Here is a 25,574-nt window from a genome sequence, read left to right as displayed (position 1 = left end):
CCCGCCGTGCGCGCCGCCTCGCTCGCCTCGCTCGTTCATGGGGCCAAGTTTACGATCTGCGGACTCCGAGCCGGCGGTGTTCGAGAGACGGGAGGGTCCGCCGCACGCTCTCGGTCACCGCCGGGTCGATCTCGCCCACGTGCACGGCCGGGCCGGGGCCCAGGTCGTGGCGCACGACGCCCATCGGGTCGACGAGCATGCTGCGTCCGATGCCGAACCCGTCCGGAGCCTCGGGGTTGGGTGCCTGGCCGACGGCGACCGTCCACGTCGTGTTCTCGATGGCCCTGGCGCGCACCAGCGTCGTCCAGTGCTCCTCCTTCATCGGGCCGGAGCCCCAGGCCGCGATGACGGCGAACGCGTCGGCCCCCTGGTCGACCAGCGCGCGGGCGAGCTCGGGGAACCGCACGTCGTAGCAGGTGATGAGCCCGAGCCGCAGGCCTGCGAGCGCGACGACGACCGGGGTGTCCCCGGCGGTGACCAGCGCCGACTCCGCGGCGCCGAAGGAGTCGAACAGGTGGATCTTCCGGTAGGCCGCGGCGAGGGACCCGTCCGCGTCCAGGGCGACCGCCGTGTTGACGACTCTGCCGTCTCCGGCGGGCTCGAACACGCCCGCGACGACCGCGATCCGGTTCTCGCGCGCCGCCTCGGCCAGCCCGGTCACGAACGGCCCGTCGAGCGGCTCGGCCACCTCCGCGACGGCCCGGCCGAACCTCGTGAGCGTCGCCTCGGGGAAGACGGCGAGGTCGGCGCCGCGGGCCCGGGCGAGCGCCTCACGTGCCGCCTCGAGGTTCGCCTTCGGGTCGTGGGCCACCGGGATCTGGCAGAGCGCTACGCGTGTCACGGTTCCCAGTGTGCCGGTTGGGGACGGGGCGCCACCAGGTGAGGCGGCGCCACACCCACTCCACGGGCCCGTAGCGGTAGCGGGCCAGCCACCAGCGGCTGAAGACCGCCTGCGCCGCGAGCGTCACCGCGGTCACGGCCACGACGGCCGCCCCCGACGAGTCGGCCAGCAGCAGCGGCATGGCCGCCAGGATCACGAACGTGCTGGTCAGGTAGTGGGTCAGCGCCATCCGGCCGAGCGCCTCCAGCACCGCGGCCCGGCGGGCGAGCAGCAGGAGGCCGGTCGCGTAGGCGGCCGCCCCGCACAGCGCCGCCGCCTGGTAGACGCCCCCGCCGGGCGGGTCGTGGTTCCACCACCAGGTGAAGGCGACGGCGCCCGCCGCGGCGGCCGCGAACACCCCGCGGCCGGCCGGCCGCCCGGCCCTGCCGTATCCGACGACGGCCAGGCCGAGCAGGAACAGGGCCGCGATCAGCGCGTACGGCTCCCCGCCGAGCAGGGCGGCGACGGTGGCCCCCGCCGCGAGCAGCAGGACGACCGGCGCGGGCAGCAGGCTCGCCGGGAGCAGGAGCACCGCCCCGAGGACCGCGTACGGCAGCAGCACCTCGCCGGGGTCGAGCAACCGGTGGGCGAGGCCGATGACGGCCAGCACCGCGAGCCGCCGCAGCAGCACCAGCCGGGGCCGGTCGGAGCGCCGCCCGGCGGACTGGAGGAACAGCGCGAAGCCCACCCCGAACAGGAACGAGAAGATCGGGTAGAAGCGGCTCTGGGCGAGGTTGTCCATCGCCCAGTCGATGGACGTGCGCCCGCCGGCCTGGACGGTGTGCTGCCAGGTGTTCACCAGCATGATCCCGCACACCGCGAAGCCGCGCAGCGCGTCGAGCGAGCGGATGCGGCCGGGCGGCGGGGGTCCGTCCATGCGGGCAAGTCCACCACGATCACGGGCGGCCGGTCCATTGACGGGGAGCCCGCCTGGGGGGCGGATAAGGTGACGGACGTGAGCGAGCTGAGCGAGGCGACCGGGGCGGACGCGGGCGGCGGGCCGCTGGTGCGGCGGATGCGGGAGTTCGGCACGACGGTGTTCGCCACCATGACGAAGCTGGCCGTGGACACCGGGTCCATCAACCTCGGCCAGGGCTTCCCCGACACCGACGGGCCCGAGCGCATGCTGGAGCGCGCCGTCGAGGCCGTCAGGGGCGGCCTGAACCAGTACCCGCCCGGCCCCGGCCTGCCCGAGCTGCGGCAGGCCGTCTCCGACCACCGCAAGCAGTGGTACGGCCTGGCCTACGACCCGGACGGGGAGGTGCTGGTCACCGTCGGCGCCACCGAGGCGATCTCGGCGGCGGTCCTCGCCCTGTGCGAGCCGGGCGACGAGGTGGTCCTGTTCGAGCCGTACTACGACTCGTACGCGGCGGCGGTCTCGCTCGCCGGGGCCGTGCGGAGGCCCGTCACGCTGCGGGTGGACGCCGGCCGCTTCACGTTCGACCCGGCCGAGCTGGAGGCCGCGATCGGGCCCCGCACCAGGGCGATCCTCGTCAACTCCCCGCACAACCCCACCGGGACGGTCTTCACCCGCGAGGAGCTGGAGGCCGTGGCCCGGGTCTGCCGGGAGCGCGACCTGATCGCCATCACCGACGAGGTCTACGAGCACCTCACGTTCGACGGGGTGGAGCACATTCCGCTGGCCACGCTGCCCGGGATGCGCGAGCGGACCGTGATGATCTCCTCGGCGGGCAAGACGTTCAGCGTCACCGGGTGGAAGACCGGCTGGGTCTGCGGGCCGGCGCCGCTGGTCGCCGCCGTGCAGGCGGTGAAGCAGTTCCTCACGTTCACCTCGAGCGCGCCCTGGCAGACGGCCGTGGCGTACGCGCTGCGCGAGGAGATGGAGTGGGTCGCCCGGCAGCGGGCGGCGCTGGAGGCCAAGCGCGACCGGCTCGTCGCGGGGCTGGAGGAGGCCGGGTTCGGCGTGCTGCGCCCGGCCGGCACCTACTTCGTGCAGACCGACATCCGGCCGCTCGGCTTCGAGGACGGGCTCGACCTGGCCGGGAGGCTGCCCGGGCTGGCCGGGGTGGTCGCCATCCCGACGCAGGTCTTCTACGACCGTCCCTCCCGCGGCCGCGCGTACGTGCGGTTCGCCTTCTGCAAGCGGGACGAGGTCATCGACGAGGCGGCCGCCCGCCTGCGCGCCCTGCGCGGCTGAGGCCTCCGGCCGTCAGCGAGCCGGCGCAGGACGACGACGACGCGGGCGACGGCGAAGGCGATCAGCGGGGTCGCCAGCCACAGGAACGGCACGTACTCGGCCGCCCGCCCGCTCACGGCGGCCGTCAGCAACCAGTACACGCCGCCGACCCAGTCGATCCAGCCCTCGGTCCGCAGGCGGCTGATGTTCGCGTCCGGCCGCTGGAGGCCCTGCCGCAGCACCACGGCGATCATCGCGCCCTGGCACAGCATGAGGATCGCCTCGTTGGCGGCGAACAGCGCGATGGCGAGGGCGCGGCCCCCCGCCGCCTCGTCCGGCAGCCCCGTCGCCTCCCCGAACACCGACGTCGTGTACGGCAGGAACGCCACGAAGAACAGCAGCGGCACGTGGAGCGCGAGCACCCGCTGCGACACCCGGGTGATCTGGTCGAACAGGCTGTGGTGGGCCCTCCAGGTGAACCACAGCATCAGGAACGCGATGGCGAACGCCACGAACGAGTTGACGTGGTCGCCGAGGAACGCCCCCAGCCGCGCGTAGTCCTCGCGCTCCGGCCGGGGCAGCTCCAGCGCGAGCAGTGTGATGGCGATGGCGAAGATGGCGTCGGCGAACACCCCGACGCGTTCGTGGGTGAGCCCGGGGCGCACCCGCGGCTCGGGCGCGCCGACGTCCTGGACGGCGGGAGGGTCGATCACGCGGCGGGCCCGCGGTTGCTGGAGCGGCGAATCATGGCGGCGCGGTCAGTCCCGCCGGTGCAGCGCGCGGGTCAGGACGTAGGCGAGGTTGACGAAGGCGACCACGCCGAAGACCATCATGAACCCGATCGTGCCGCCGCCCTGGGTGGCCAGGATCGCGACCAGGGGCACCGACAGCGCCAGCGAGCCCAGGCCGAGGGTCATCTGGGCCCAGTCGAGCGGCGGGCGGCGCGTCCTCCGCTCGGCGAGCCGCGCGTCGATCACCGCGTTGACGCGCTCGACCAGCGACTCGGCGAGCTCCAGCTCGTACTGCGGGCCGAGCTCACGCCGGGCGGCGAAGGCGGCGCCCATCTCGTCGGGTTCCAGCTTCTCGGGGGGCACGCGGAGATTGTGCCGCCTTCGGGGGGCCGGGCGATATACCCGGGCGGGAAAAGGTCCACATCGGTGATCTCGCCCGGTTCGCGCGGCCTTGGTGATTGTTGCCGACGAAACGGGACGGGGTGGGCGACAGTCGCCAATGTACGCGCCGTGGCGGCTGGATAGCTTCGCGGTGTGGGCGGACGCGTACTGATCGCACTGGGCGGCAACGCCATGACGGCTCCCGATGGGAGTGCGTCCCCCGCCGACCAGCATCGGGCGATCGGCCGGGCGATGGAGCACGTCGCGAGCCTGATCAGGGCCGGCCACGAGGTCGTGCTGACGCACGGCAACGGCCCCCAGGTCGGCAACATCCTGCTGAAGAACCAGCTCGCGGCCCATGTCGTGCCGCCGGTGCCGTTGGACTGGTGCGTCGCGCAGACGCAGGGGACGCTCGGCACGCTCATGATGAACGCCCTGGAGCGCGCGCTCGCGCCCGAGCCCGTACGGGTCGCGGCCGTCGTCACCCGCACCCTGGTGGACGCGGACGACCCCGCCTTCCAGGACCCCGTGAAGCCGATCGGGCAGTACTTCGGCGAGGACGAGGCGCGCCGGTCCGAACGGCAGGGGCAGACCTGGCGGCGGTTCGAGCGCGGCTGGCGCCGCGTGGTCCCGTCCCCGGCCCCGGTCGAGATCCTGGACGCCTCCGCCGCGATCGTCCTCATGGAGGCCGGGTACACCGTCGTCGCGGCGGGCGGCGGGGGAGTGCCGGTCGTCCGCGGGGCGGACGGCGCCCTGGAGGGGGTGGAGGCGGTCGTCGACAAGGACCTGGCGGCCGCCGCGCTGGCGAGAGCCGTACAGGCGACCGACCTCGTGATCGCGACCGACGTGCCGAACGCGGTCGCCGGCTTCGGGACGCCCGGCGCGCGGCCGATCGAGGCGGTCACGGTCGCGGAACTGCGGGCCCTGCAGGCGGCCGGGCACTTCGCGAGCGGGAGCATGGGCCCGAAGGTGGAGGCCGCGCTGCGCTTCGCCGAGGACGGCGGGGAGCGGGCCGTGATCACCTCGCTGGAGCACATCGGCGAGGCGCTATCAGGAAATATCGGGACAAGGGTATTCAGAGGGGTGGAGAACTAGATGCCGGATCCGATCGAGGTGCGGAAGGTCGCCATCGAGAGCGTGACCGACGCCTCCGGGCTCGCGAAGCTCATCGACGACGGCGTGATCGAGGCCGACCGCGTTCTCGCGGTGATCGGCAAGACCGAGGGCAACGGCGGCGTGAACGACTACACGCGGATCCTGGCCGACCGGGCCTTCCGCGAGGTGCTCCTGGCCAAGGGCACGCGCACGCCCGAGGAGGTCAAGCAGGTGCCCCTCGTCTGGTCGGGCGGCACCGACGGCGTCCTCAGCCCGCACGCCACGATCTTCGCGACCGTCGACCCGGCCCAGGCCGTGCGCACCGACGAGCCCCGGCTGAGCGTCGGCGTCGCGATGAGCGAGGTCATCCTCCCCGAGGACATCGGCCGTCCCGCGATGGTGGAGAAGGTGGCCGCGGGGGTGCGGGAGGCCATGAAGATCGCCGGGATCGACGACCCCGCCGACGTCCACTACGTGCAGACGAAGACCCCGCTGCTCACGCTCTCGACCATCACGGACGCCAAGGAGCGCGGCCGGACCGTGGTCACCGAGGACACGCTGAAGTCGATGGACATCTCCAACTCGACCACCGCCCTCGGCATCGCGGTCGCGCTCGGCGAGATCGAGATGCCGGCGGCCGAGCAGATCCACAAGGACCTGTCCCTCTACTCGTCGGTCGCCTCGTGCTCCAGCGGCGTCGAGCTCGACCGCGCCCAGATCGTGGTCGTGGGCAACGTCCGCGGCATCGGCGGCCGCTACCGCGCCGGGCACTCCGTCATGAAGGACGCCCTGGACGCCGACGGCATCTGGGAGGCCGTCCGGGACTCCGGCATCGAGCTGCCCGAGCGCCCGCACCCGAGCGACCTCGGCGGCCGGCTCGTCAACCTGTTCATGAAGTGCGAAGCCGACCCGTCAGGCCGGGTGCGCGGCCGCCGCAACATCATGCTCGACGACTCCGACGTCCACTGGCACCGCCAGATCAAGGCGACGGTCGGCGGCGTCGCGGCGTCCGTGACGGGCGACCCTGCCGTGTTCGTCTCGGTGGCCGCCGTGCACCAGGGGCCGTCCGGCGGCGGCCCGGTCATCGCCATCGCCGACCTGGGCTGACGCCGCGGGCGGGCCCGCCGTCCTCAGAGGGTAGGCTCGCGGAACGTGCCGGCCATACCGCAGCCCCTGCGACCCGACGACGACGGCGCCGCCGACGCGGCGGTCGCGGCGGCCCTGTCCGCCTTCCAGGCCGGTACGGCGGGGGCCGCCGACGTCCTGGCCGCCCTCGCGGGGACCCGGCTGCTCGTGCCGGTGGTCGCGCTCCTCACCGAGTCCGAGGTGGGGGAGCACGGCCTGCGGCAGGAGAAGGAGAGCGAGATGGCCCTCCCCAAGCTCGTCGGCAGGGACGGGCGGGAGGCGGTGATCGCCTTCACGGGGGCCGGTGCCATGGCGCGGTGGCGTCCCGACGCCCGTCCCGTGCAGGCCACCACGCCGCAGGTGTGCCAGGCCGCCCGGCACGAGAACGCCGCGGCGGTCGTGATCGACGTCGCCGGGCCCGTGCCGTTCGTCGTCGAGGGCGGCATGCTGGAGGCCCTCGCGGCCGTCGAGGAGGCCAGGCGCGACCCCGCGGCCCTCGACCGGCTCGTGGCCTCGGCCCCCGGCGTGACCGTGGCCCGTATCGGCGAGACCCTGGCGGAGGCAGAGGATGCGGGGGCGGGCGATGCGGGGGCGGGAGGGCGCCGGCGCGCCTGGTGGCCGCGCCGCCGCGCCTGACGGTCCTCCGCCCCGGGCAGCGAAGGACCGGCCCCGGGAAGTTGTCCACAGGCGGAAGCGGGCCCGGTTCCGCTCGCCGGGAGGGCGGCTAGGGTCGGGCGGGTGGCCTTCCTCATCGTCGCCGCCGTCGTCCTCGGTCTCGTGGCCGGGTCGTACGCCCGGGCGTTCGCGGCCGGGTTCGGGGCCGACCCCGGCGACCACCGGCGCGAGGCCGCCGACGCCCTGCGCGCGGCGGCCGCGACCGTGCCGCTGCCCCGCCCGCCCTACCTGGTGGAGGGGGCGACCGCCGCGGCCGCGGGGCTGGTCGTGTGGCGCGTGCCCGGCGGATGGGTCCTCGCGGCCTGGCTCTGCGCCGTGGCGGCGGGGGCGGCGCTCGCCGTCATCGACGTGCGGACCTGGCGGCTGCCCGACGCGATCACGCTCCCGGCCTATCCCGTCGTGCTGGCCCTGCTGGCGCCGTCGGGCCGGTTCCTCACCGCCCTGGCCTGCGGATGCGTGCTCGGCGCGCTCTACGCGGTGCTGTGGTTCATCAGGCCGACCGGCCTCGGCCTCGGCGACGTGAAGCTCGCGGGCCTCATCGGGCTGCTCACCGGGGCGGTCGGGGTCCAGGCCGCCGTCGTCGCCGGGATCGGAGGCTACGTCCTCGGCGCCGTCTACGCCGTCGGGCTGCTGCTGACCGGGCGGGGCACCCGGACCAGCGAGTTCCCGTTCGGCCCGTTCATGCTCGCGGGCGCCCTCGCGGGTGTGCTGCTGCCCGTTCAGGGGTGATGACGGGAGTGTCAGGGGGACACCGCACTGGGGGACGCATGGAAGACTTGTCACCATGTTGCGCTGGTTGACGGCCGGGGAGTCGCACGGCCCCGAGCTCCTCGCGATCCTGGAAGGCCTGCCCGCCGGGGTGGAGGTGACGACCGCCCAGCTCGACGAGGCGCTGCGCCGCCGCCGGCTCGGTTACGGCCGCGGGGCGCGGATGAAGTTCGAGCAGGACGCGGTGACGATCTCCGGGGGCGTCCGGCACGGCCGCACGCTCGGCTCGCCCGTGGCGATCCGCGTGGGCAACACCGAGTGGCCCAAGTGGGAGACCGTGATGGCGGCCGACCCGGTCGACCCCGCGCTGCTGGAGGGCGTGGCGCGCAACGCGCCGCGGTCCCGCCCCCGTCCCGGCCACGCCGACCTCGCCGGCATGCAGAAGTACGGCTTCGACGACGCGCGACCGGTGCTCGACCGGGCCAGCGCCCGCGAGACGGCCGCCCGGGTGGCGCTGGGGCAGGTCGCGCGGAGCTTCCTCAAGCAGGCGCTCGAGGTCGACATCGTCAGCCACGTGGTCGCCATAGGCGAGGCGACGGCCCCGCGCGACGTGCTGCCCGGCCCCGGCGACATGGCCGCCGTCGACGCCGACCCGGTGCGCTGCGTCGACCCGGAGGCGAGCGCCGCGATGGTCGCCGAGATCGACAAGGCGCACAAGGACGGCGACACGCTCGGCGGCGTCGTCGAGGTGGTCGTCTACGGCCTCCCGCCCGGCCTGGGCAGCTACACCCACTGGGACCGGCGGCTCGACGCGCGCCTCGCGGCCGCGCTCATGGGCATCCAGGCCATCAAGGGCGTCGCGGTGGGCGACGGCTTCGAGACCGCCCGCCGCCCCGGGTCCCGGGCACACGACGAGATCGAGAACACGCCGGAGGGCGTGCGCCGCATCACCAACCGCGCCGGCGGCATCGAGGGCGGCATGACCAACGGCGAGCCGCTGCGCGTCAGCGCCGCGATGAAGCCGATCTCGACCGTGCCCCGCGCGCTGTCCACCGTGGACGTGCTGACGGGGGAGGCCGCCAAGGCCCACCACGAGCGGTCCGACGTGTGCGCCGTGCCCGCAGCGGCGATCGTCGCCGAGGCCATGGTGGCCCTGGTGCTGGCCGACGCGGCGGTGGAGAAGTTCGGCGGCGACTCCGTCGAGGAGGTGGCGCGCAACCTGGCGGGCTACCTCTCGTCCCTGGTCATCAAGTAATAAGGTCTGTGATCATGCAATCGGCGTCTCAAGGCCCGGCCGCGGTGCTCATCGGCCCGCCCGGCTCGGGCAAGTCCACGGTCGGGCGGCTCCTCGCGGAGCGCCTCGGCGTGCCGTTCCGCGACACGGACGGCGACGTCGAGGCCGTCGCCGGCAAGCCGGTGAGCGACGTGTTCGTGGAGGACGGCGAGGCCAGGTTCCGCGAACTGGAGGCGGAGGCCGTGCGGACCGCGCTCGACACCCACGAGGGCGTGCTGTCGCTGGGCGGCGGGGCGATCCTGCACGAGCCCACCCGCGACCTCCTCGCCGGGCGCCGGGTCGTCTACCTCCAGGTCGGGCTCGACCAGGCGGTCAAGCGTGTCGGCCTCGCCTCAGCCCGGCCGCTGCTCGTGCTCAACCCGCGCAGTCAGCTGCGCAGGCTCATGGAGGAGCGCCGCCCCATCTACGAGCGCCTGGCGGCGATCACCGTCGCGACCGACGACCGCGACCCCGCGGACGTCGCCTCAGAGATAGCGGCCGCGCTGTGACCGCCACGCGCATCCCCGTACGCGGCGACAACCCCTACGACGTGGTCGTCGGCACCGGCGTGCTGTCGGAGCTGCCCGGCCTGCTGGGCCCGGGGGTGCGGACCGTCGCCGTCGTCCACCCGGCCGGGCTGCCCGAGATCAGCCGCCCGGTGTGCGGGGCGCTGGAGGCCGCCGGCTACGAGGTCGTCTCCCTGCCCGTGCCCGACGGTGAGGCGGCCAAGACCGTCCAGGTGGCCGCCGAGCTCTGGTCCGCCTTCGGGCGGTACGGCGTGACCAGGTCGGACGCCGTGGTCGGCGTCGGGGGAGGGGCGACCACCGACCTGGCCGGCTTCGCCGCCGCCACCTGGCTGCGCGGCGTCAAGGTCGTCCACGTGCCGACCACGCTGCTGGCCATGGTGGACGCCGCGGTCGGCGGCAAGGCCGGCATCAACACCCCCGAGGGCAAGAACCTCGTCGGGTCGTTCCACCCGCCCGCGGGCGTGCTGTGCGACCTCGCCACGCTGGTGAGCGTGCCCCGCCCCGACTACGTGGCCGGGCTCGCGGAGATCATCAAGGGCGGCTTCATCGCCGACCCCACCATCCTCATGCTGATCGAGGACGACCCGGCCGGGGCCTGCACGCCGGAGGGCGAGCACACCCGGCAGCTCATCGAGCGGAAGATCCAGGTCAAGGCCGACGTCGTCGGCGCCGACCTGCGCGAGAGCGGGCTGCGCGAGATCCTCAACTACGGCCACACGCTGGCCCATGCGATCGAACGGGTCGAGGACTACCACATCCGGCACGGCGAGGCCGTGGCCATCGGCCTCGTCTACGCCGCCGAGCTGTCGCGGCTGGACGGCCGGGTCGGCAGGGACGTCGTCGACCGCACCCGCTGGATCCTTGAGGCCGTCGGCCTGCCCACGGCGTACCGCAAGGAGTCCTGGCCCGAGCTGCGCGAGCACATGCGGGTCGACAAGAAGGCGAGGGGATCGGTGCTGCGGTTCGTGGTGCTGGACGGCGTCGGGAAGCCGGGCCGCCTGGAGAACCCGTCCGAGGAGCTGCTCGAGGCCGCCTTCCGAGAGGTGGCCCGATGAGGCCCGTGCTCGTGCTGAACGGCCCCAATCTGGGCCGGCTCGGCAGCCGGGAGCCCGACGTGTACGGCGCGCAGACCTTCGAGGACCTGTCCGCGCTGTGCCGCGAGGCCGGGCGCGAGCTCGGACTGTCCGTCGAGGTCCGGCAGACCGACGACGAGGCCGAGCTGGTCGGCTGGATCCACGAGGCGGCCGACACCCGCACGCCGGTCGTGCTCAACCCCGCCGCGTTCACGCACTACTCGTACGCCCTCAGGGACGCGATCGCGCAGCGCACGGCGCCGCTGGTCGAGGTGCACATCTCGAACCCGAACGCCAGGGAGACCTTCCGCCACACCTCGGTCGTGGCCGCGGTGGCGACCGGGACGATCGCGGGCTTCGGGCTGCGGTCCTATGAGCTGGCGCTCAGGGCCATCGCGGATACTGGGGAGTAACAGAGCGTCGTTCGAGGCAAGGCGGGGTCGATGGGTTACACGTCGTTCGTGGCGGTCGGGGACAGCTTCACCGAGGGTCTCAACGACCCGCCCCTGGACGGGCCGGTGGGGGGCCTGGGTGAGGTTCAGCGGTTCAGGGGGTGGGCCGACCGGGTGGCCGAGCGCCTCGCCTTAATGGAGCCCGGCTTCCGCTACGCCAACCTGGCCGTCCGGGGCAAGCTCATCGACCAGATCGTGCAGGACCAGGTGCCCCTGGCCGTCGAGATGAAGCCCGACCTCATCAGCTTCTGCGCGGGCGGCAACGACCTCATCCGGCCGGGCAGCGACCCCGACCGGATGGCGAAGAAGGTCGCCGCCGCCGTGCGCGAGCTGCGTGCGAGCGGTGCGGAGGTCGTCCTCTTCACCGGCACCGACCCCCGCGACACCCCCATCATGCGGCGGGCCCGCGGCAAGTTCGCCGTCTTCTTCATGCACGTCCGGTCCATCGCCGACCTGTACGGCTGCCACCTGGTGGACATGTGGTCGATGCAGGGTCTGCGCGACTGGCGGGCGTGGAGCGGCGACCGGCTGCACATGAACGAGGTCGGCCACCGTCTGGTCGCCGCCAAGGTCCTCCACGTCCTCGGCGTGCCGGGCGACGACGACTGGCGGATGACCTGGCCGCCGCGCGAGCGGGTCGACCCCCGCGCCAAGCTGCGCGAGGACGCCCAGTGGTTCAGGGAGCACTTCGGCCCCTGGATCGGCCGCCGCATCCGCGGCACCTCCTCCGGCGACGGCCTCGACCCCAAGCGTCCCCACCTCACGCCCTGGGAGCGGGCCACCCGCGAGCGCGGCTGAGTCAGCCGGGCGTCCCCCACCTCACGCCGTGGGGTTGTGGTGACGCCGCCATCGGTGTGAGAGCGCTCTCTTGGGACGGCTCCGCGGCGTATCCTTGGATCATGCAGCTCACCGATATCCGGATTTATCCGCTCAAGTCGGCTGCTGGTCTACCGGCGGACCGGGTCCGTGTCGAGCCGTGGGGGCTCGACGGCGACCGGCGATGGGCGGTGATCGGTGAGGACGGCGAGAACCTGTGGCTGGGCGAGTACCCGCGCATGGTCACCGTGACGGCCCGCAACCTCGACGACGGCGGCCTGTCGCTCACCGCGCCCGGGATGCCCGGCCTGACCGTTCCGCCGGCCGCGGGGGACACGGTGCCGGTCGGCTTCTCCGGGCTCGACCGGGCCGTGAGCGCGGATCCGGCGGCCGGCGACTGGTTCACCCGGTTGCTCGGCGTGCCCGCCCGGCTCGTATGGCTGGACGACCCCCGCCGCCGGTCGATCGACCCGGCCCACGGCGGCCTTCCCGGCGAGATCGTCAGCTTCGCCTGGGATGCCCCGCTGCTGCTGACCACACGGGCCTCGCTGCGCCTGCTGAACGACTGGATCGCCGAGGGTGCCGTCGAACGGGGAGAGGAGGTTCCCGAGCCGCTGCCCATGGCCAGGTTCCGCCCCAACGTCGTGATCGACGGCGACGAGCCGTACCGGGAGGACGAGTGGAAGGAGGTGCGCATCGGCGAGGTGGAGTTCCGCGTGTCGGAGATCTGCGACCGATGCGCCGTCACCACCATCGACCCGGACACCGCGCTGAAGGGCAAGGAGCCGATCCGCACCCTGGCCCGGCATCGCCGGTGGGACGGCAAGACCTGGTTCGGCATCCGGCTCGTCCCGCGCGCCCCCGGCGTGGTGGCCGTCGGCGATCCCGTGACCGCCCTTCCCTGACCGCTCAGGCGTCGGTGCCGAGACGGCGGAGGGCGTCGCGGACCTTGGCCGGGTCGGTGGTCCGCCAGAAGGGCGGCAGGGAGCTCAGCAGGAAGCCGCTGTATCGGGCCGTGGCGAGGCGCGGGTCGAGCACGGCGACCACCCCCCGGTCGTCCATAGAGCGCAGGAGCCGGCCGGCGCCCTGGGCCAGCAGCAGGGCCGCGTGCGTCGCGGCCACCGACATGAAGCCGTTGCCGCCGGTCGCCGCCACGTGGCGCTGCCGGGCCGAGGCCAGCGGATCGTCGGGCCGCGGGAACGGGATCCTGTCGATGATGACGAGGGTCAGCGACGGCCCGGGCACGTCGACGCCCTGCCACAGCGACAGCGTGCCGAACAGGCAGGTCGCCGGGTCGGCGGCGAACTGCTTGACCAGCAGCGACGTCGAGTCGTCGCCCTGGCACAGCAGCGGCACGTCGAGCCGCTCCCGCAGAGCCTCCGTCGCCGCCTTGGCGGCCCGCATCGACGAGAACAGCCCGAGCGCCCGCCCCCCGGCCGCCTCGATGAGCTCGGCGATCTCGTTGACGTACGCCTCCGGGAGCCCGTCCCGGCCGGGCTGCGGCAGGTGCGAGGCCACGTAGAGGATGCCCCGCCGGGGATGGTCGAACGGCGACCCGACGTCGAGGCCGGTCCAGCCGTCCTTGCCGAGACCCCACTGGCGGGCCATGCCGTCGAAGGTGCCGCCGAGCGCGAGCGTGGCGCTGGTAAGGATCACGGTCCGGTCGCCGAAGAGCCGGTCGCGCAGCATGCCGCCGACCGACAGCGGCGCCACCCGCAGCGTGGGGGGGACGCGGACGCGGCCCTGCTGATGAGCCGCCTCCAGCCACACCACCTCGGCCCGGTCCACCTCGGACTCCGCGCCGAAGGCGTCGAGCATCCGCTGCGCGGTGTCGTGGACCTCGTCGAGGGCGGTGAAGGCGGCCTTGCGCAGGCCGGCGTTCTCCACGTCGTCGGCGCCCGATCCCCGGTCCTTGTTGCGCGGGCCGAGCGCGGTGATGCACGCGAAGGCCGCGTCGCGGACGAGCGCGAGCGTCAGCCCCAGCGACTGGGGGAGCTCGTCGACACGGCCGGCCGGGGCCACCGCCAGCAGCGCCTGGAGGTCCTCGCCCGCCTCCTGGAGCCGGTCGGCGAGGCCCTGCTCGATGAGCCGCCCGGCCCGCCGCACCGCGAGCCCCACGGTGGACTCCGACAGCTCGTCGGTGACCACGGACGTCACCCGGTCGGTCAGCTCGTGGGCCTCGTCGACCACCACGACGTCGTGCTCGGGCAGGACGAGCAGGTCCTCCATGGCGTCGATCGCGAGCAGCGCGTGGTTGGTGACCACGACGTCGGCCTCACCGGCGCGCTCGCGGGCCAGCTCGGCGAAGCACTCGGCGCCGCTGGGACACCGCTGGGCGCCCAGGCACTCCTTGGCCGTCACCGAGAACTGACGCCACGCCTGGTCGCTCACCCCGGGCACCAGCTCGTCGCGGTCGCCGGTCTCGGTGTCGTTGGCCCACTCCTGGATCCGCTGCACCATCCGCCCGGTCGCGCTCACCTCGCGGGGGTCGAAGAGCTGGTCGTCCTCGTCCTCCGGCATGCCCGCGCTCATCTTGTGCCGGCACAGGTAGTTGCGCCGGCCCTTGAGGATGGCGAACTCCGGCCGGTGCGGCAGCAGCCCCTCCAGCGTGTCGGCCAGCCGGGGCAGGTCGCGGTCGACGAGCTGGCGCTGCAGCGCGATCGTCGCGGTCGACACCACCACGGCCTTGCCGCGATCCGCGGCGTGCCGGATCGCCGGGACCAGGTAGGCCAGGGACTTGCCGGTGCCGGTGCCGGCCTGGACGGCCAGATGCTCCTCGGACTCGATGGCGTCGCGCACGGCCTGGGCCATCTTCACCTGCCCGGGGCGCTCGGCCCCCCCGAGCCCGGTCACCGCGGCGGTGAGCAGTTCTTCGACGGGCGGAAGCTCCGGACGGTCCTTGGGCACGGAAGAACGCTACCCGCTGGCACCGACAACCTGTGCGTGACCGTCCCACCACATCCTGGCGTTCCAAGAACCCCCGCCTGCCGCACATGGCACACTGAATGTCACGCGCATTAGGTCAACGGCGATCCGCGGATAAAACGGCAAAGAGGTACGAAACGGACTTTCGCAAGGGTTTCCCCGAGGTCGAGTGGACGGATAAGGGCAGGTAAAGGCACTATGTCTGCCATGTCGGAAGTTGTCCCATTGCCATCGTTCGGTGAGGTGTTCTTCGACGCGCGCGGGCAAGACCGCGTGCTCCGCGTCACCTGGCACGACGGCACGCTGGTGCTGAGCCTGTGGCGGGGCGAGATGTGCACGGCGAGTTTCCGTATGCCCATGAGCGATGTGGGACGCCTGATCGACACCCTGGACGAGGGATTCCACGAGGCCGGCGGCCACCTCCAGGACGAGGACGCCGGGACCGGCCCGTTCCCCGCTCCCGAGGGCGTCTACCAGGCGCGCGAGGGGCACGACGGGTACGCCGCGCAGGACGACTACCCGGCGGCCCAGGCCCCCGAGGAGTACGCGACGCAGGTCCACGACCCGTACGCGCAGGAGCGGGAGGGCTACGCCCGTCCGGCCCACGCCGACTATCAGGACTACCCCGACTATCCGGACTATCCGGGGACCGGGCAGTACGCCCGGCCGCCCGTCCCGGCTCCGGCGCCGTCGATGGAGTCCTATCCCCAGGAGCCGTACGCCGAGCCGTACCCGTCCGCGGCCGCCACGCTCGGCCCGAACGACGTCCTCGTCGCCCGCGGGGCCCCCGCGCAGGACCGTCTCGTCGCGTCCTCGGCGGCTCAGCAGGTCCCGCAGCACGCGCAGTACGGCCCGATGGACGGCCAGGGCGTCCCCCAGGCCGGGCCGCGGAGCGCGCCGCAGCCGGGACGGCCCATGGCGCCGCCGCAGCAGGCTCCCCAGGGGCAGTGGGCCCCCCAGCACCCGCCGGCGGGCGGGGCCGAGGTCGACCCCAGCGACCCCCTCGGCCTGGGACAGGTCAGGCCGTACGTCCAGGAGCCGATGTACAGCACCGGCGAGCGGCTCCGGCCGGAGCCCCGCAGGGAGCACCGGGTCGAGCCGCCCGTGGACCAGCCCGTCGAGCAGTGGGCGGACCATCGCGCGGAGACGTGGGAGGACGCGCGCGGCTGGTGACCCGGGACCGGACACCGCCGGCTGGATCCACGGCGGGCCGGTCGCGCGGGCAGGCCCGCCGGATCGCGCGGTCCGTCGCGCCGCCGAGCCGGATGGACCGCGTCGCCCGGCGTGCCGGGGACCCGGCCGGGGACATCTGGGGTCTCAGCTGTAAGTAATCTCGTCGATTGATGGACACGTCAACGGCGTTACAGCTCCTCCTGCTCCCGGCCGGCGCGCTGGCGGTCGCGGGCGTCGCACGATGGCGGGGCTGGTCGGCTCCGCTCCTCCTCGTCCTGGCCGGCCTGGTCGCGTCCTACGTCCCGGGCGTCCCCAGCTACCGGCTGGACCCGCACATCGTCCTGTCGGTTTTCCTGCCGCCGATGCTCTACTCGGCCGCGCTGGACAGCTCCTATCTGCGGCTGCGCGACGCGCGGCGGCCGGTCGGGCTGCTCGCGGTCGGGCTCGTCCTGTTCACCACGGTGGCCATGGGCTTCGCGGCGCACGCCCTGATCCCGCAGCTGCCGCTGGCGGCGGCGTTCGCGCTCGGGGCGATCGTGGCCCCGACCGACGCCGTGTCGGCCGTGGCCGTGGGCCGCAAACTCGGGCTTCCGCGCCGCGCGTTGACCGTCCTCGTCGGCGAGGGCCTGTTCAACGACGCAACCGCGCTCACCGCCTACCGGGTGGCCGTCGGGGCCCTCCTCGGCAGCGCGGTCGACCTGCTGGACGCGAGCAGGCAGTTCGTCGTCGCGGCCGGCGCCGGCGTCGCGATCGGCCTCGCCGTCGCGTACGTCACGGGGGCCGTGCTGCGCCGCCTGACCGATCCGCTGATCGCGAACGGCGTCTCGCTGCTCGTGCCGTACGCCGCCTATCTCGGGGCGGAGGCGGCCGGCGCCTCGGGCGTGATCTCGGTCGTGATCGTCGGGATCTACCTCGGCCACGAGCTGAGCCGCACGTCGTACGGCACGCGGCTGCTGTCGGGGGCGGTCTGGCAGGTGGTCGACCTGGTGCTGGAGTCGATCGTCTTCGCGCTCATCGGGCTCCAGGTGCGCCCGGTCATCGGCGGGCTCACGGCCGAGCCGCTGGGGACCGTCGTGACCTACGCGGTCGTGCTGTTCCTCCTGGTGGTCCTGCTGCGGATCGTCTGGGTGCCTCCCGCGATCTACTTCCCCCGGATGCTGTCCAAACGGGTCCGGGCGCGGGAGCCGAAGACGCCGCCCTGGCAGAACGTGGTCCTGACGAGCTGGGCGGGGATGCGCGGCGTGGTGTCGCTCGCCGCGGCCTTCGGCCTCCCGGAGAACTTCCCCAAGCGCGACCTGCTGCTGTTCCTGACGTTCGCGATAGTCATCGGCACGCTGATCGTCCAGGGGCTGTCGTTCCCCTGGCTCATCCGCAAGGTCGGGGTGTCGACGGCCCGGGAACGGTACGCCGACGACCTGGCCGAGGCCGGCGCGCAGCAGGCCGCGGCGGCCGCCGCGCTGGCCCGCCTCGACGAGCTGACCGCCGACGGCGTCCACGAGGTGCACGAGGAGGTCGTGGACCAGCTGCGCACCCGCGCCGAGCGCCGGGCGATGCACGCCTGGGAGCGGCTGGGGGGCGGCACCGGCCCTGAAGGGGAGGAGACGCCCGCCAGCCTCTACCGGCGGCTCCGCAGGGAGATGCTGGCGGCCGAGCGCGAGGTGTTCGTCCGCCTGCGCGACGAGCGGCGCATCGACGACGAGGTGCTCCACCGGGTGATGCAGGAGCTCGACTTCGAGGAGGCCACGCTCGAACGCGGCTGACTGCCGCCCGGCGAAAACGGGTCGGTGATCGGCCCCCGCGCGGGCCGGTGGACCAGGCCCGCGCGGGCTGTTGGATCAAACCTGTGCGGGCCGGTGGATCAGCCGAGGCGCTGGTCCACGAAGCACCAGCGCCACTCCTCGCCCGGCTCGTACGAGCGGATCACCGGGTGCCCCTCCTCCTTGAAGTGGGCGGTGGCGTGGCGGCCCGGAGAGGAGTCGCAGCAGCCGATGTGCCCGCAGTCGAGACACTTGCGCAGGTGGACCCAGCGCGTGCCGGCCCGCAGGCACTCCTCGCAGCCCTCCGGCGTGCGCGGCTCCGGTTCGGCGGTGTTGACCATGTGTTCGCAGATCCCCATGTCGCCGATGCTACGGCCTGCGAGCACCGCTCCGGCCTGCCGCGGGTTGGGTAGGGTTTCGGCCATGCGACTCCTCCCGCTCGCCGCCGTCGCCGCCACCGCCGCGCTGCTCGTCTCCGGCTGCGCCACCGCCGACAAGGCCCAGACCTGCGCCGAGGCGACGAAGGCCGTCACCCAGACGATCAAGGACATCGGCGCGACGGTGAACGACCCGGAGGCGATGCGCCAGAAGCTCAAGGACGGCGCGGCCAAGCTGGACGACATCGCCGCCAAGGCCGCCGACACCTCGCTGAAGGAGGCGCTCCAGGGCCTGTCCGACCGGCTCGGCAAGCTCGACGTGCGCGACGCGGAGTCGGCCGCCCAGGCCGCCGAACGCGTGGCCACGGACGGCGCCCGCTATCTCAAGCAGGTGAGCGACGCCTGCATCTGATCCGCCCGCGCGTTCCGGCAACCCGACAAATCTAGGGGTAAAGGGGCGAATTTAACCTTCCGCTATGGAAGGCAACGAGCCGGACCCTCGGTTCACGCTGGCCAACGAACGCACGTTCCTCACCTGGATCAGCACCTCCCTCGCGCTGAGCGCGGGCGGCATCGCGATGGCGGTGGTCCCCGCGACCGTCTTCGTCCCCTGGGTGCGCACGCTGCTGGCCGTCGTGCTCGTGCTGCTGGCCGCCGTCGCCGCGGCCACGGCGTACCCCCGCTGGCGGCACATCCAGCGCGCCCTGCGCCGGGACGAGCCGCTCCCTCCGCCTGCCCTCGCGCCCATGGTCGGGTACGGCGTGGCGGCGGTGGCCGTCCTCGCGCTCGTCCTGATCCTGCTGTCCCGATGACCGGTCCGCGGGCGCGTCCCGGAACCCCTGGCGGCCCGGGCCTGCACAGCGAGCGGACCCGCCTGGCCTGGGTGCGCGCGGCCGCCGCGCTGGCGGCGTGCGGGCTGGGGGCGGCCGGAGCGGCGCTCCGTCACGGGGTCGCGGGCGCGGTGACCGTGCCCTTCGTGCTGGCGGCCCTGTCCGGGGCCGTCCTTCTGGTGCGCACGGGTGTCCGCCACCACCACGTCGAGCGGGCGCTCGCCGAGGGGAGGACGCTCGACCCGGGGCTCGACGTCCGGCTCGCCTGGCTGGGCGCGCTCTGCGTGGCGGCCGGCGCCCTCGTGCTCGTGATCACGCTGGCGTCCTGAAGCCCCGCGTCGTCGGGACGCGGCAGCGAGTTCAGGAGGAGGCCGCGTCCTGCGCCGCGGCGATCGTCTCGGCGACCTCCTCGCGGCGCTCCCGCTCCTCCTGGGCGAAGCGCTCGGCGTCGATCGTCTCGGCGATCTCCTCGTCCTGCCTCATCAGCGCGTCGAGGCTCTGCCCGGCCATGTCGAGCACGCCCATGTCGGCGTACGCCTTCTGCAGCCGGGGGCTCCACAGCCCGATGTCCTTGACGCACGGCACGATGCGGCTGAACAGCAGCGACCGGAACAGCCGCAGGTACTCCGACCGGTCGACGCACTCCATGGCCTCGTCGACCTCGGGGCGGGACAGGCCGAGGTTCTCCCAGGTCTCCCGCCCGCGCAGCCGGTCGCGCATGAGGTAGCAGCCCTCGATGACGAAGTCCTCGCGCTCGCGCAGCTCGGCCTCGGACAGGTTCCGGTAGTAGTCGCGCAGCGCCATGCGCCCGAAGGCGACGTGCCGCGCCTCGTCCTGCATCACGTACGCGAGGATCTGCTTGGGCAGCGGCTTGGTGGTGATGTCGCGCATCACGCCGAACGCGGCCAGGGCGAGGCCCTCGATGAGCACCTGCATGCCGAGGTAGGGCATGTCCCAGCGCGAGTCGCCGAGCGTGCTGTCGAGCAGCGCCTTGAGGTGCTCGTTGATCGGGTAGGCCAGCCCGACCTTCTCCTGCAGGAACCGGGCGTACGTCTCCGCGTGCCGCGCCTCGTCCATCGTCTGGGTGGCGGCGTAGAACTTCGCGTCGAGGTCGGGCACCGACTCGACGATGCGGGCCGAGCAGATCATCGCGCCCTGCTCGCCGTGCAGGAACTGGGAGAACTGCCAGGCCGCGCCGTGCCTGCGCACGTCTTTCCGCTGCCGCTCGTCCATCCGGTCCCACAGTGGGGTGCCGTAGATCGCGATGGTGGTGTCGGGGATGCCGAGCACGTCGTACGGGTCGACCTCGAGGCCCCAGTCGATCCGCTTGACGGAGTCCCACTGCTTGTCCTTGCCCTTCTGGTACAGGGCGAGCATGCGGTCCCGGCCGTCGTCGTACTCCCAGGTGAAGCGGGCCGCGCCGGTCATCGACACGTCCCACGTGGACAGCTCGGCAGGGATCGTGTAGAGCTCGTGCGTCGACACCGGGACCTCCTAGACGTACACCGTACGTTCACCTGCGAGCGTGGCACGTACGCTGTACGTGCGTCAACAGGTGGGGGAGAATCTCGTCATGCTCAGCCGGAACCGGATCGTCGACGCGGCCATCGACCTGATCGAGCGGGAGGGCGCCGACGCGGTCTCCATGCGCAGGATCGCGGCCGACCTGGGCGTCGGGGTGATGTCGCTCTACAACCACGTCCCGAACAAGTCGGCCCTGCTGGACGCGGTCGCCGAGTCCGTGCTGTCCCAGGTGGAGTTCACCGACGACCCGGCGGCCCACTGGACCGAACGGGTGCGGATCCAGGCCCGGGCCTTCCGGCAGATCGCCCACCACTACCCGCGCTCCACGATGGTCGTCGTCAGCCGGCAGCTGCGGTCGACGGCCGGGCTGCTTCCCGTCGAGCGGGCGCTGTCGACGCTGCTCGACGCCGGGTTCGACGGCAGGGAGGCGGTCCAGATGCTGCGCATGTTCATCGCGTACGTCGTCGGGTCGCTGCTGCGCGAGGTGGGGGTGACGCCGACGTTCGCCCCGGTGCGGCCCGACGTCCCGGTGGCGGAGGTGGACCCCGCGCTGTTCCCGGTGGTCGGGGAGCTCTCGCCGTACCTGGTGGAGTGCGACCACGACGAGGAGTTCGAGTTCGGGCTCGAGCTGCTGGTGCAGGCGATGTCCGTGCGGGCGGCGAAGCGTGCCGGCAGGGGAGACGCCCGGGCCTGAGCGCCGGGCGCCTCCCGCGTCAGTACCAGTTGTGGGACCTGAAGTGGCCCCAGGCGCCGCACGGCGAGCCGTAGCGGCCTCTGATGTACCGCAGCCCCCACCTGATCTGGGTCTGCGGGTTGAAGCGCCAGTCCCGGGCCACGAACCCCATCTTGCTGCCCGGCAGCGCCTGCGGGATCCCGTAGGCGCCTGAGCCCTCGTTGAAGGCCCGGTGGTCCCAGTTGCTCTCCCTGGTCCACAGGCTGTCCAGGCACTGGAACTGGTCGCCCGACCACGCCCGCCTGGTCACCATCCGGAAGGCGTAGGCCTTGTTGCGGACCTTCGTAGGGGCCCGCCGGATCTTCTGGGTCACCGGCGTGACGCGCATCTTCCACACGCCGAGGTGCGTGGCCGGTCCGGCCGACGCCCCGGCCCACGCCGCGACGCTCCCGGCGCCGCCGAGGGCGCAGGCGATGGCGGTCGCGACGGTGCCGCGTAGAACGCTTCTGCTGTCCAAATCGGTCCTTGTCGTCGGGTCGCGTGCGGGGGCGGGCGCGCGCACGCGCCCGCCGCGGCGGTGACGCGTCCATGGCATGGACGCGGCCGCCCGCTCGGCCTGCACCGGATCACATGAACTTCCGGAAGGCACCGCGACGGGTCCTCTGGCCGGATTGAAATACGCCGGGACGGCTCCGGCGCCGCAACGGCGACGCCTCCCGGACAGTTCTTTGCCGTCGGCGCCCCGGGGGCGGCCCTTGTGGCGACCCTCCGTTTACCGATGGGTAGAGTCGCGCCATGAGCGCTCTGGAGATCCCGGTGACCACCCTGGACGGCGAGCGGACCACTCTCGGCACGCTTCTCGGCGGCCGGGCGGCCCTGATCGTCAACGTCGCGTCCAAGTGCGGCCTCACCCCTCAGTACGCCGGCCTCGTCCGGCTGCAGCAGACGTACGCCGACCGCGGGTTCACCGTCGTCGGCGTCCCGTGCAACCAGTTCCTCGGTCAGGAGCCCGGATCCGCTGAGGAGATCCAGCAGTTCTGCTCCACGACGTACGGCGTGGACTTCCCGCTGCTGGAGAAGACCGAGGTGAACGGCGAGGGCCGCCATCCCCTCTACGCCGAGCTGACAGCAGTCCCCGACGCCTCGGGCGAGGCGGGCGACGTGCAGTGGAACTTCGAGAAGTTCCTGCTGTCGGGCGGGGGCGACGTCGTGGCCCGGTTCCGCCCGCGGACCGAGCCGGAGAACCCCGACGTCGTCGAGGCCGTCGAGAAGGTCATCTCCTAGGCCCGCAGCTCGCCCGCACGACGAGCTCGGTGGGCAGCGTGACCGTCGGCGGCCGGCGTCCCTGCCGGAAGACCAGCTCGGCGGCGCGGTAGCCGATGTCCTGGGCGGGCTGCGCGATCACCGTCAGCGGCGGGGAGCACAGCTCGGCCCAGGGCACGTCGTCGAACATCACGAGGGACACGTCCCGCGGGATCCGCACGTCCAGCTCGCGGGCCGCGAGCACGGCCGCCTCGCCGAGGACGTTGCCGCCGGCGAGCACCGCGGTGACGTCCGGGCGGTGCTGCAGCAGGCCCGCCGCCGCCGCGTAGGCCGAGTCGCGGCTGGCCCGCGCGTGCACGACCAGCTCCGGGTCGGCCGGCAGCCCGAGCGCCGCGATGGCGCCCGTGAACGCCGCCACCCGCTGCGACTGGCCGTGCCGGGCCAGGAACGCGATCTTCCGGTGTCCCAGGCCCACGAGGTACTCCACCGCGGTCAGGACCCCGGACCGGTCGTCGGCGACCACGCTCGGCACGTCGGCCCGAACCCGGCGGTCGGCGAAGACCAGGTTGAGCCCCGACCGCAGGGCGGGCGCCCACGTCTCTCCGTCGCCGGAGGGGACTGCGATCACCCGGTCCATGCTGTGCTCGATGAGCGTGCCGATCAGCTCGGCCTCCCGCTCGGGGTCGTCCCCGGTCACCCCCACCGTCACCGGTTCGCCGTACGAGCGGGCGCACGACAGCACGCCGTCGACGAGGCGGGCGTAGAACGTGTCGGTGACGTCGGGGACCAGCAGGCCGATGCCGCCCGTCCGCTGCCGGCGCAGGTTGCGCCCGAGCGCGCTCGGATGGTAGTCGAGCCGGGCCGCGGCGGCCAGCACCCGCTCACGCGTCTCCGCGCTCGCCGAGCCCCCGGACAGCACCCGGGACACGGTCGCCACACCCACGCCCGCCGCCTCCGCCACGTCCTTGATGGTGACCCTGCGTGAGATCGGACCGCTCATGGAAACGATTCCAGCAGAGTTCCATCGCTCGCGCCACCGGAATCTTGACAGTAGATGGCACTTGGGGGGAAAGTTCTGAAAACGTATCCACCTTCCCCCTGTTCCGGAAGTGCGAAGGACTGGCATGGCTTCTATCGTTCTGAACAACGTCGACAAGATCTACGCGGGTGGGGTGAAGGCCGTGAACGGCCTGAACCTGGAGATCAAGGACGGCGAGTTCATGGTGCTGGTCGGCCCGTCGGGGTGTGGCAAGTCCACCGCCCTGCGGATGATCGCCGGCCTGGAGGACATCAGCGGCGGCGAGATCCTCATCGGTGACCGGGTGGTCAACCACCTGCCGCCCAAGGACCGCGACATCGCGATGGTCTTCCAGAACTACGCGCTGTACCCCCACATGACGGTCGAGGAGAACCTCGCGTTCGGCCTCAAGCTCCGCAAGATGCCCAAGGCCGAGATCCAGAAGCGGGTCAACGACGCCGCCCGGATGCTGGGCCTGGAGCAGTACCTCAAGCGCAAGCCGGCCGCCCTGTCCGGTGGTCAGCGCCAGCGTGTCGCGATGGGCCGTGCCATCGTCCGCGAGCCTCAGGCGTTCCTCATGGACGAGCCGCTGTCGAACCTCGACGCCAAGCTCCGCGTCTCCATGCGCGCCTCCCTCAACCAGCTGCACGAGCGCCTCGGCGTCACCACGGTGTACGTCACCCACGACCAGGTCGAGGCCATGACCCTCGGCGACCGCGTCTGCGTCCTGCGCGACGGCGTGCTCCAGCAGGTGGACACCCCGCAGAACCTCTTCGACGACCCGGTCAACCTGTTCGTCGCCGGCTTCATGGGCTCCCCGGCCATGAACTTCACCTACGCCGAGCTGGTCCGCGACAACGGCGGCGCCGCCGTCGCCTTCGCCGGCTACAAGCTGCCCGTGCCGGACTCGACCTTCGCCGAGAAGCCGGGTCTCGACCGCTACGTCGGCCGCAAGATCATCCTGGGCATCCGCCCGTCCGACTTCGAGGACTCCACCTCCGCCAACGGCAACTCCGGCGGCTGGGTGCGCATCCCGGTCCGCGCCAACGTCACCGAGGAGCTGGGCTCGGAGATCAACGTCCTGTTCACGATCGACGCCCCGCCGGTCGAGCACAAGGACACCGTGGCCGCCGCGCACGACGGAGACGAGGAGGAGGCGACGCTGCCGCTGACCGGCGACAAGTCGCTGTGGACCGCGCGCGTGAACGCGCGCAGCCACGTGCGTCCCGGCCAGGACATCGAGCTGGTCGTGGACACCCACAACCTGCACTTCTTCGACGTCGACTCGGGCCTGTCGATCGGCCACGAGGCCAACGTCGGCCGCTGATTCACGACGGGACGCGGGCCCGCCCGGAGCTCACCCCCTCCTCACGAGCGTGGGAACGGGGCTCCCGGCGGGCCCTCGCCGTGCTCCCGCCGCCCGCCACGTCGCCACCAGGGCCGCCCCGCCGAGCGCGCAGGCCGCCGTGGCCGCCCCCGCGGGAAGGACGCCCAGCGCGACCGCGAGGCCGGCCGTCCCCGTGACCGCCGACAGAGCGGTCAGCACGGCCGCCACCGTCCGCGGTCCCAGCCCCGCCCGGCTCAGCCGGCGGGTGCCGTACGCGCCCGCGCCGACGATCGCCACGAACGCGGGGAGCAGCAGCCCGGCGGCGATCGTGCCGGCGTCGCGGCCCGCGGTCAGCGCCGTCGCCCCCGCGGCCAGGACGAACCCGGAGAACAGCGCCCCCGGCGCGCCCATGCGCGCCCCAGTGCCCCGTTGGACGGCGAACCCGAGACACCCCCCGCACAGGGCCGCGAGCAGCGCGGCCGGGCCGGGGTCGCCCAGCACGAGCGCCGTCCCGGCGAGGAAGGCGGCCGTCACCGCGGCCACCGGCGTGAGCGCGCCCCTGACCCGGTCGAGCAGGCAGAAGGCGTTCGTCGCCCCCACCAGCCACATCACGGTCACCGGCCCGTCCCACCAGTCGCCGGTGAACGTGACCTGCACGCCGCACAGCACGACGCCGCCCGCCGCCACCGACTCGACGATGACCCGCGCGGCGAGCGGCAGCCCGCCCACCTCGCAGATGACGCCGAGCGCGGCCACGGCGCCCGCGGCCAGCGCGATCGCGGTCACCCTCCGGTCGGCCTGGCCCGCCGCGGCGAGGACGGCCGTCGCGGCCAG

At 73.2% G+C, this 25,574-nt stretch carries 28 protein-coding genes and 1 pseudogene; 19 read left to right on the top strand and 10 right to left on the bottom strand.

Features of this window, described 5'->3' with window-relative positions; genetic code table 11:
• Positions 1 to 49 precede the first annotated feature (49 nt).
• Both MPTA5024_RS28240 and MPTA5024_RS28235 read right to left on the bottom strand, forming a co-directional pair.
• Positions 50 to 841: a carbon-nitrogen hydrolase family protein gene (locus MPTA5024_RS28240; protein WP_036330103.1), complete on the bottom strand. Its 792-nt coding sequence runs from the start codon at positions 839 to 841 to the stop codon at positions 50 to 52.
• Positions 771 to 1,757 (bottom strand): DUF418 domain-containing protein, encoded by a 987-nt coding sequence (locus tag MPTA5024_RS28235; protein ID WP_063794793.1) that lies wholly within the window; start codon positions 1,755 to 1,757, stop codon positions 771 to 773. The genes MPTA5024_RS28240 and MPTA5024_RS28235 overlap by 71 nt, the downstream gene beginning before the upstream one ends.
• Before the next feature lie 138 nt (positions 1,758 to 1,895).
• Here MPTA5024_RS28235 and MPTA5024_RS28230 point away from each other — a divergent pair, with 138 nt between their 5' ends.
• Positions 1,896 to 3,038 (top strand): pyridoxal phosphate-dependent aminotransferase, encoded by a 1,143-nt coding sequence (locus MPTA5024_RS28230; protein ID WP_198167494.1) that lies wholly within the window; start codon positions 1,896 to 1,898, stop codon positions 3,036 to 3,038.
• Here MPTA5024_RS28230 and MPTA5024_RS28225 read toward each other — a convergent pair.
• Positions 2,933 to 3,730, bottom strand: coding sequence for a TMEM175 family protein (locus MPTA5024_RS28225; protein ID WP_051458777.1), 798 nt, complete (start codon positions 3,728 to 3,730; stop codon positions 2,933 to 2,935). The genes MPTA5024_RS28230 and MPTA5024_RS28225 overlap by 106 nt on opposite strands.
• A 45-nt stretch (positions 3,731 to 3,775) precedes the next feature.
• The gene (locus MPTA5024_RS28220) at positions 3,776 to 4,111 is read right to left on the bottom strand and encodes a hypothetical protein (protein ID WP_051458776.1); all 336 of its coding nucleotides are present in this window, start codon (positions 4,109 to 4,111) and stop codon (positions 3,776 to 3,778) included.
• A gap of 171 nt (positions 4,112 to 4,282) precedes the next feature.
• On the opposite strand from MPTA5024_RS28220, the gene MPTA5024_RS28215 reads away from it, so the two are divergent.
• The 10 genes from MPTA5024_RS28215 (at position 4,283) to MPTA5024_RS28170 (ending at position 12,778) form a co-directional block, all read left to right on the top strand.
• Complete coding sequence (locus MPTA5024_RS28215) at positions 4,283 to 5,224, top strand: carbamate kinase (RefSeq protein ID WP_232326677.1); 942 nt, start codon at positions 4,283 to 4,285, stop codon at positions 5,222 to 5,224.
• On the top strand, positions 5,225 to 6,331 hold the full coding sequence (locus MPTA5024_RS28210; RefSeq protein WP_036330101.1) for a ring-opening amidohydrolase: 1,107 nt from the start codon (positions 5,225 to 5,227) through the stop codon (positions 6,329 to 6,331).
• A gap of 45 nt (positions 6,332 to 6,376) precedes the next feature.
• Positions 6,377 to 6,985 carry an SseB family protein gene (locus tag MPTA5024_RS28205; protein ID WP_084370070.1) on the top strand — a complete coding sequence of 203 codons (609 nt, stop codon included), beginning with the start codon at positions 6,377 to 6,379 and terminating at the stop codon, positions 6,983 to 6,985.
• Positions 6,986 to 7,087: 102 nt separating this feature from the next.
• On the top strand, positions 7,088 to 7,753 hold the full coding sequence (locus MPTA5024_RS28200; protein WP_051458775.1) for a prepilin peptidase: 666 nt from the start codon (positions 7,088 to 7,090) through the stop codon (positions 7,751 to 7,753).
• 55 nt (positions 7,754 to 7,808) lie between these two features.
• The gene (gene aroC / locus MPTA5024_RS28195) at positions 7,809 to 8,987 is read left to right on the top strand and encodes a chorismate synthase (protein WP_084370069.1); all 1,179 of its coding nucleotides are present in this window, start codon (positions 7,809 to 7,811) and stop codon (positions 8,985 to 8,987) included.
• 14 nt (positions 8,988 to 9,001) lie between these two features.
• A complete protein-coding gene (locus MPTA5024_RS28190; RefSeq protein WP_036330851.1) occupies positions 9,002 to 9,514 on the top strand; it encodes a shikimate kinase in 513 nt (170 codons plus the stop codon).
• Entirely contained in the window at positions 9,511 to 10,587 is a 1,077-nt protein-coding gene (aroB, locus tag MPTA5024_RS28185; protein ID WP_036330097.1) for a 3-dehydroquinate synthase, read from the top strand. Before MPTA5024_RS28190 ends, aroB begins: the two co-directional genes overlap by 4 nt.
• A complete protein-coding gene (gene aroQ / locus MPTA5024_RS28180) occupies positions 10,584 to 11,018 on the top strand; it encodes a type II 3-dehydroquinate dehydratase (protein WP_036330096.1) in 435 nt (144 codons plus the stop codon). The genes aroB and aroQ overlap by 4 nt, the downstream gene beginning before the upstream one ends.
• 30 nt (positions 11,019 to 11,048) lie before the next feature.
• Positions 11,049 to 11,855: an SGNH/GDSL hydrolase family protein gene (locus MPTA5024_RS28175; protein WP_036330095.1), complete on the top strand. Its 807-nt coding sequence runs from the start codon at positions 11,049 to 11,051 to the stop codon at positions 11,853 to 11,855.
• 101 nt (positions 11,856 to 11,956) lie between these two features.
• The gene (locus tag MPTA5024_RS28170; protein ID WP_036330094.1) at positions 11,957 to 12,778 is read left to right on the top strand and encodes an MOSC domain-containing protein; all 822 of its coding nucleotides are present in this window, start codon (positions 11,957 to 11,959) and stop codon (positions 12,776 to 12,778) included.
• A gap of 4 nt (positions 12,779 to 12,782) precedes the next feature.
• Here the strand turns inward: MPTA5024_RS28170 and MPTA5024_RS28165 are convergent, their stop codons facing one another.
• Positions 12,783 to 14,780, bottom strand: coding sequence for an ATP-dependent DNA helicase (locus MPTA5024_RS28165; RefSeq protein WP_036330093.1), 1,998 nt, complete (start codon positions 14,778 to 14,780; stop codon positions 12,783 to 12,785).
• Positions 14,781 to 15,005: 225 nt separating this feature from the next.
• On the opposite strand from MPTA5024_RS28165, the gene MPTA5024_RS28160 reads away from it, so the two are divergent.
• Positions 15,006 to 15,971 (top strand): hypothetical protein, encoded by a 966-nt coding sequence (locus MPTA5024_RS28160; protein WP_157099766.1) that lies wholly within the window; start codon positions 15,006 to 15,008, stop codon positions 15,969 to 15,971.
• Between the two features lie 170 nt (positions 15,972 to 16,141).
• Complete coding sequence (locus tag MPTA5024_RS28155; RefSeq protein ID WP_036330091.1) at positions 16,142 to 17,731, top strand: Na+/H+ antiporter; 1,590 nt, start codon at positions 16,142 to 16,144, stop codon at positions 17,729 to 17,731.
• Between the two features lie 98 nt (positions 17,732 to 17,829).
• Here MPTA5024_RS28155 and MPTA5024_RS28150 read toward each other — a convergent pair whose 3' ends face one another.
• Positions 17,830 to 18,153 (bottom strand): ubiquitin carboxyl-terminal hydrolase 14, encoded by a 324-nt coding sequence (locus MPTA5024_RS28150; protein ID WP_232326676.1) that lies wholly within the window; start codon positions 18,151 to 18,153, stop codon positions 17,830 to 17,832.
• Between MPTA5024_RS28150 and MPTA5024_RS28145 the strand changes: the two genes are divergently transcribed.
• The 3 genes from MPTA5024_RS28145 to MPTA5024_RS28135 all read left to right on the top strand — a co-directional run bounded on the left by MPTA5024_RS28145 (position 18,152) and on the right by MPTA5024_RS28135 (position 19,264).
• Complete coding sequence (locus MPTA5024_RS28145) at positions 18,152 to 18,517, top strand: hypothetical protein (protein WP_036330090.1); 366 nt, start codon at positions 18,152 to 18,154, stop codon at positions 18,515 to 18,517. The genes MPTA5024_RS28150 and MPTA5024_RS28145 overlap by 2 nt on opposite strands.
• 64 nt (positions 18,518 to 18,581) lie before the next feature.
• Positions 18,582 to 18,917 carry a YidH family protein gene (locus tag MPTA5024_RS28140; RefSeq protein ID WP_036330089.1) on the top strand — a complete coding sequence of 112 codons (336 nt, stop codon included), beginning with the start codon at positions 18,582 to 18,584 and terminating at the stop codon, positions 18,915 to 18,917.
• Positions 18,914 to 19,264, top strand: a complete 351-nt coding sequence (locus MPTA5024_RS28135; protein WP_051458774.1) for a DUF202 domain-containing protein — start codon at positions 18,914 to 18,916, stop codon at positions 19,262 to 19,264. Before MPTA5024_RS28140 ends, MPTA5024_RS28135 begins: the two co-directional genes overlap by 4 nt.
• A gap of 31 nt (positions 19,265 to 19,295) precedes the next feature.
• Here MPTA5024_RS28135 and MPTA5024_RS28130 read toward each other — a convergent pair whose 3' ends face one another.
• Positions 19,296 to 20,420, bottom strand: a complete 1,125-nt coding sequence (locus MPTA5024_RS28130) for a ferritin-like domain-containing protein (RefSeq protein WP_036330088.1) — start codon at positions 20,418 to 20,420, stop codon at positions 19,296 to 19,298.
• Between the two features lie 40 nt (positions 20,421 to 20,460).
• On the opposite strand from MPTA5024_RS28130, the gene MPTA5024_RS28125 reads away from it, so the two are divergent.
• Entirely contained in the window at positions 20,461 to 21,153 is a 693-nt protein-coding gene (locus MPTA5024_RS28125; RefSeq protein ID WP_232326675.1) for a TetR/AcrR family transcriptional regulator C-terminal domain-containing protein, read from the top strand.
• 19 nt (positions 21,154 to 21,172) lie between these two features.
• Here the strand turns inward: MPTA5024_RS28125 and MPTA5024_RS42710 are convergent, their stop codons facing one another.
• Positions 21,173 to 21,649, bottom strand: coding sequence for a lytic transglycosylase domain-containing protein (locus MPTA5024_RS42710; RefSeq protein ID WP_036330086.1), 477 nt, complete (start codon positions 21,647 to 21,649; stop codon positions 21,173 to 21,175).
• Between the two features lie 278 nt (positions 21,650 to 21,927).
• On the opposite strand from MPTA5024_RS42710, the gene MPTA5024_RS28115 reads away from it, so the two are divergent.
• On the top strand, positions 21,928 to 22,416 hold the full coding sequence (locus tag MPTA5024_RS28115) for a glutathione peroxidase (protein WP_036330085.1): 489 nt from the start codon (positions 21,928 to 21,930) through the stop codon (positions 22,414 to 22,416).
• Here the strand turns inward: MPTA5024_RS28115 and MPTA5024_RS28110 are convergent.
• A complete protein-coding gene (locus tag MPTA5024_RS28110) occupies positions 22,406 to 23,395 on the bottom strand; it encodes a LacI family DNA-binding transcriptional regulator (protein WP_036330084.1) in 990 nt (329 codons plus the stop codon). The two genes, MPTA5024_RS28115 and MPTA5024_RS28110, sit on opposite strands and share 11 nt — an antisense overlap.
• 124 nt (positions 23,396 to 23,519) lie before the next feature.
• Here MPTA5024_RS28110 and MPTA5024_RS28105 point away from each other — a divergent pair, with 124 nt between their 5' ends.
• A complete protein-coding gene (locus tag MPTA5024_RS28105; protein ID WP_036330083.1) occupies positions 23,520 to 24,740 on the top strand; it encodes an ABC transporter ATP-binding protein in 1,221 nt (406 codons plus the stop codon).
• A gap of 30 nt (positions 24,741 to 24,770) precedes the next feature.
• On the opposite strand, the pseudogene MPTA5024_RS28100 reads toward MPTA5024_RS28105, so the two are convergent.
• Positions 24,771 to 25,574 (bottom strand): annotated as a pseudogene (locus tag MPTA5024_RS28100) (hypothetical protein); the annotation flags it as partial.

It is taken from the genome of Microbispora sp. ATCC PTA-5024 (assembly GCF_000511135.2).
Lineage (GTDB): Bacteria > Actinomycetota > Actinomycetes > Streptosporangiales > Streptosporangiaceae > Microbispora > Microbispora corallina.
This window is presented reverse-complemented; position numbering and strand designations above follow the sequence as displayed.

What these genes read in the sequence shown, in the direction of transcription:
- MPTA5024_RS28150 (WP_232326676.1), bottom strand. Translation starts at nt 18,153, where the DNA reads ATGGCCGAAACCCTACCCAACCCGCGGCAGGCCGGAGCGGTGCTCGCA.
- MPTA5024_RS28105 (WP_036330083.1), top strand. Translation starts at nt 23,520, where the DNA reads ATGGCTTCTATCGTTCTGAACAACGTCGACAAGATCTACGCGGGTGGG.
- MPTA5024_RS28145 (WP_036330090.1), top strand. Translation starts at nt 18,152, where the DNA reads ATGCGACTCCTCCCGCTCGCCGCCGTCGCCGCCACCGCCGCGCTGCTC.
- MPTA5024_RS28175 (WP_036330095.1), top strand. Translation starts at nt 11,049, where the DNA reads ATGGGTTACACGTCGTTCGTGGCGGTCGGGGACAGCTTCACCGAGGGT.
- MPTA5024_RS28190 (WP_036330851.1), top strand. Translation starts at nt 9,002, where the DNA reads ATGCAATCGGCGTCTCAAGGCCCGGCCGCGGTGCTCATCGGCCCGCCC.
- MPTA5024_RS28210 (WP_036330101.1), top strand. Translation starts at nt 5,225, where the DNA reads ATGCCGGATCCGATCGAGGTGCGGAAGGTCGCCATCGAGAGCGTGACC.
- MPTA5024_RS28140 (WP_036330089.1), top strand. Translation starts at nt 18,582, where the DNA reads ATGGAAGGCAACGAGCCGGACCCTCGGTTCACGCTGGCCAACGAACGC.
- MPTA5024_RS28135 (WP_051458774.1), top strand. Translation starts at nt 18,914, where the DNA reads ATGACCGGTCCGCGGGCGCGTCCCGGAACCCCTGGCGGCCCGGGCCTG.
- MPTA5024_RS28110 (WP_036330084.1), bottom strand. Translation starts at nt 23,395, where the DNA reads ATGAGCGGTCCGATCTCACGCAGGGTCACCATCAAGGACGTGGCGGAG.
- MPTA5024_RS28115 (WP_036330085.1), top strand. Translation starts at nt 21,928, where the DNA reads ATGAGCGCTCTGGAGATCCCGGTGACCACCCTGGACGGCGAGCGGACC.
- MPTA5024_RS28155 (WP_036330091.1), top strand. Translation starts at nt 16,142, where the DNA reads ATGGACACGTCAACGGCGTTACAGCTCCTCCTGCTCCCGGCCGGCGCG.
- MPTA5024_RS28160 (WP_157099766.1), top strand. Translation starts at nt 15,006, where the DNA reads ATGTCGGAAGTTGTCCCATTGCCATCGTTCGGTGAGGTGTTCTTCGAC.
- MPTA5024_RS28170 (WP_036330094.1), top strand. Translation starts at nt 11,957, where the DNA reads ATGCAGCTCACCGATATCCGGATTTATCCGCTCAAGTCGGCTGCTGGT.
- MPTA5024_RS28235 (WP_063794793.1), bottom strand. Translation starts at nt 1,757, where the DNA reads ATGGACGGACCCCCGCCGCCCGGCCGCATCCGCTCGCTCGACGCGCTG.
- MPTA5024_RS28230 (WP_198167494.1), top strand. Translation starts at nt 1,896, where the DNA reads ATGCGGGAGTTCGGCACGACGGTGTTCGCCACCATGACGAAGCTGGCC.
- aroC (WP_084370069.1), top strand. Translation starts at nt 7,809, where the DNA reads ATGTTGCGCTGGTTGACGGCCGGGGAGTCGCACGGCCCCGAGCTCCTC.
- aroQ (WP_036330096.1), top strand. Translation starts at nt 10,584, where the DNA reads ATGAGGCCCGTGCTCGTGCTGAACGGCCCCAATCTGGGCCGGCTCGGC.